Annotated in this window: 2 protein-coding genes; both read left to right on the plus strand. The window is 41.2% G+C overall.

Going from position 1 to position 3,462, the window contains the following annotated elements:
* The first annotated feature begins 223 nt into the window (after window positions 1-223).
* On the plus strand, window positions 224-2,053 hold the full coding sequence (gene dnaG, locus EKM81_RS10960; protein ID WP_125651594.1) for a DNA primase: 1,830 nt from the start codon (window positions 224-226) through the stop codon (window positions 2,051-2,053).
* A gap of 29 nt (window positions 2,054-2,082) precedes the next feature.
* Window positions 2,083-3,201: an RNA polymerase sigma factor RpoD gene (gene rpoD, locus EKM81_RS10965; RefSeq protein WP_125651596.1), complete on the plus strand. Its 1,119-nt coding sequence runs from the start codon at window positions 2,083-2,085 to the stop codon at window positions 3,199-3,201.
* Window positions 3,202-3,462 lie beyond the last annotated feature (261 nt).

The following is a 3,462-nucleotide window of genomic DNA, read 5'->3' on the forward strand; positions in this document are numbered from 1 at the left end:
GTGTGGTAACTATAAGAATAGGTCTTCATGGCCTTTTTGGTCTAGTCATTTAGGTGTTGCACTTCAATTTTAAATCCGGCGATGAAAACTAACTTTTTAAAAGCAAACTTATTGCACGACAGTCTGTTTTATGTTAGATTATATGTTGTATAACTGTGTGTAGGCTGACGTTGGCGCAATCTGTCAGCCTATTTCTTGCTTATGTTTGAGAAGGGATGTGAACATGATGGCCACTAGAATCCCGGAAGCTTATATTGAAGAAGTCCGAAACAAAACCAACATTGTTGATGTCGTTAGCCAGACTGTTCAGCTGCACAAACAAGGAAAAAACTTGTTTGGGTTATGCCCTTTTCATGAAGAACGTACACCTTCTTTCTCGGTGAATGAGGAGAAGCAGATTTTCAACTGCTTTAGCTGTCACCGTGGTGGGAATGTCTTTAAGTTCTTAATGGAATTGGAGCAAATTTCCTTTCCAGAAGCAGTCATTAAGGTAGCACAGTTTAGTGGTATTCCCTTGCCAGAAGCAGTGGTGCAGAGCAGAGACTCCGTCCAAAATTCACTGAATAGTCAGTTGCAAGGGCTATACACACAAGCACAAGTGTTATATACGCATATTTTGTTAAAGACTAAAGTTGGTGAACCTGCATTAGCTTACCTGCAAAATCGGGAGCTAGCTGCTGAGGTCATTGATGAATTTAGTCTTGGTTTTGCCCCAAATCAGGGTAATGTTTTACTGGATTATTTTACCAGTCACCAAGTGGCCCGTGAATTATTAGTTCGGTCAGGTTTATTTGTCCAAACCAATGATGGTCGCTTAATTGATCGGTTTCGTAATCGGGTCATGTTCCCGATTACCAACCAAAATGGTCAAGTGATTGCTTTTTCTGGGCGGATTTTAACTGCAAGTGAGAATGAACCCAAATATTTGAACTCGCCAGAAACTCAGCTGTTTCAAAAGCGCGAGACACTTTATCATTTCTCACAAGCTAAACAGTCAATTCGGGAAAGCAAAACCGCGATTTTATTCGAAGGTTTCATGGATGTGATCAGTGCCTATAAGGCTGGCGTTACTAATGGCGTGGCCTCAATGGGGACGAGTTTAACTAGTCAACAGTTATATTTGCTTTCGCGAGCGGCACAAAAGCTGATTGTCTGTTATGATGGCGATGAGCCTGGACAAAAAGCCACTGCAGAAGCTTTGAAGTTGTTGAAAAATGAATCCTTTGAAGTTGGCATTATTAGTTTGCCGGATAAGCAAGATCCCGATGAATTTGTGAAGGCACATGGCGCCGCTGCCTTTCAAAAGCAGCTTAGTCAAAATGTATTAACGCCAATTGCTTTTCAATTACAGCACTTGCGTAGTGATTATAATTTAAACCTTGATGGCGATCGTTTGGCATATGTACAAGCAGCGTTGCAGGACATTGTCACGATTGATTCAAGTGTTGAGCAAGAATTATATTTACAGCAAGTGGCCAATGAAACCCAATTGGATTTAACCGCGTTGAAAAATGAGTTTGAAACTGCGCGTGTGAAGTATGCCCAGAAACAACGAGCCACGCAACGGCAACAACAGCAGACGCAAAACGAAGACCGCGAAGTGCCGACACCAGCATTAAATGTGAAACTGGATCGAGCGGCGATTTCGGAGCGACGACTTTTGCATTTGGCCATTCATCAAGAGAATGTTCTGTTACAATTAACTAGTGATGAACAGTTTCAATTCAATGAGCCACAAATTCAAAAATTGTTTACTTCCTGGGTGGCTTATCTTCGCCAAGAGGGCAGTCATTCAATTGCTGGCTTTACGGATCAACTTAGTAGTGATGAAGTTAGTCTCCTAATGGGGATTGAAATGCTTGATTTACCAGATGAAGTATCTGATGAAGAAGTTGCTGATTACCGTCGCAATATTAATCAAGCCCAGTTGCAGGCTCAGCTACGTCAAGCCCAACTGAAGGTTAAGAACGCCAGTAATATTGGTGATGATCAAGCGGCGGCGCAATGGTTTAGTGAAATGCTAAATCTCAAGCGACAGCTGACAAACTCTTAAAACATAACGAATTAAATGGGGGCAGCAGAATGGCACAAAAAAAAGAAGCAACAACACCAACTAAAAAATTAGAAACAGCCGTTAAAGAATTGGTTGCAGAACATAAGGCTGATAAACAAATCACAGATGATGAGTTAGTTAGCAAATTAATCCAGCCTTATTCTTTAGAAGATGAAGCGGTTGATGAATTAATGCAACAAATTGAGGATAAAGGGTTCGCAATCGTTGATAAGAACGGTGAGCCGGCTGTCCGTTCTTTGAAGCAGGTTAAAAAAGTCACTAAAAAGGATTTACAAAACTTATCAGCACCTACTGGTGTTAAGATTAACGATCCCGTTCGGATGTATCTTAAAGAAATCGGCCGGGTTTCCTTGTTAAATGCCAAGGAAGAAGTTGCCTTAGCATTAAAAATTGAACAAGGTGACCAAGTTGCAAAACAAAAATTGGCTGAAGCCAACTTACGGCTGGTTGTTTCAATCGCTAAACGATATGTTGGCCGTGGGATGCAATTCCTTGATTTAATTCAAGAAGGTAATATGGGGTTGATGAAGGCCGTTGAGAAATTTGATTATCGCAAAGGATTCAAGTTCTCAACTTATGCTACCTGGTGGATTCGTCAGGCAATTACCCGTGCCATTGCTGATCAAGCACGGACGATTCGGATTCCAGTCCATATGGTCGAGACCATTAATAAACTGATTCGGATCCAACGGCAGTTATTACAGGATTTAGGCCGGGAACCAACACCTGAAGAAATTGGTGCTGAAATGGATATGCCAACTGAAAAAGTTCGCGAAATCCTGAAGATTGCTCAAGAACCAGTTTCGTTGGAAACACCAATTGGTGAAGAGGACGATTCTCATTTAGGTGATTTTATTGAAGATTCAGATGCTACTAGTCCTGAAGATCATGCATCATATGAGTTACTGAAAGAACAATTAGAAAGCGTGCTAGAAACTTTAACTGATCGTGAGGAGAATGTCCTGCGCTTGCGTTTTGGTCTTGATGATGGTCGGACGCGAACTTTGGAAGAAGTTGGTAAAGTCTTCGGTGTTACTCGTGAACGGATTCGCCAAATTGAAGCCAAAGCTTTACGGAAGCTACGCCATCCATCTCGTTCAAATCAGTTGAAAGACTTTTTAGAATAGATTATTGTTACTCATAATTTTTGAAAAGTAAAAGCGTGTACTAATAGTTGATGAGCATTAGCGTAAAGTGCCGAGCAATTCTAACGAATTGCTCGGTATTTTTGCGTTAAGCGGAACTGGTTGCCTTTTGAGAACATCTCTTTAGTTGCTGAAGCCAGTTTGGTGTTTGTTAACAGGACTGATCGTAAGCGAGTAAATATCACACGTATGTAAAAACTGCCGAACTTCAGTTAGGATAATCATATATCCGGCTAGAAGTGC

This window comes from Lapidilactobacillus gannanensis (genome assembly GCF_003946675.1).
In the GTDB taxonomy this organism is placed as follows: Bacteria; Bacillota; Bacilli; order Lactobacillales; family Lactobacillaceae; genus Lapidilactobacillus; species Lapidilactobacillus gannanensis.

Coding starts and splice junctions, on each gene's coding strand:
- dnaG (WP_125651594.1), top strand. CDS start 224: ATGATGGCCACTAGAATCCCGGAAGCTTATATTGAAGAAGTCCGAAAC.
- rpoD (WP_125651596.1), top strand. CDS start 2,083: ATGGCACAAAAAAAAGAAGCAACAACACCAACTAAAAAATTAGAAACA.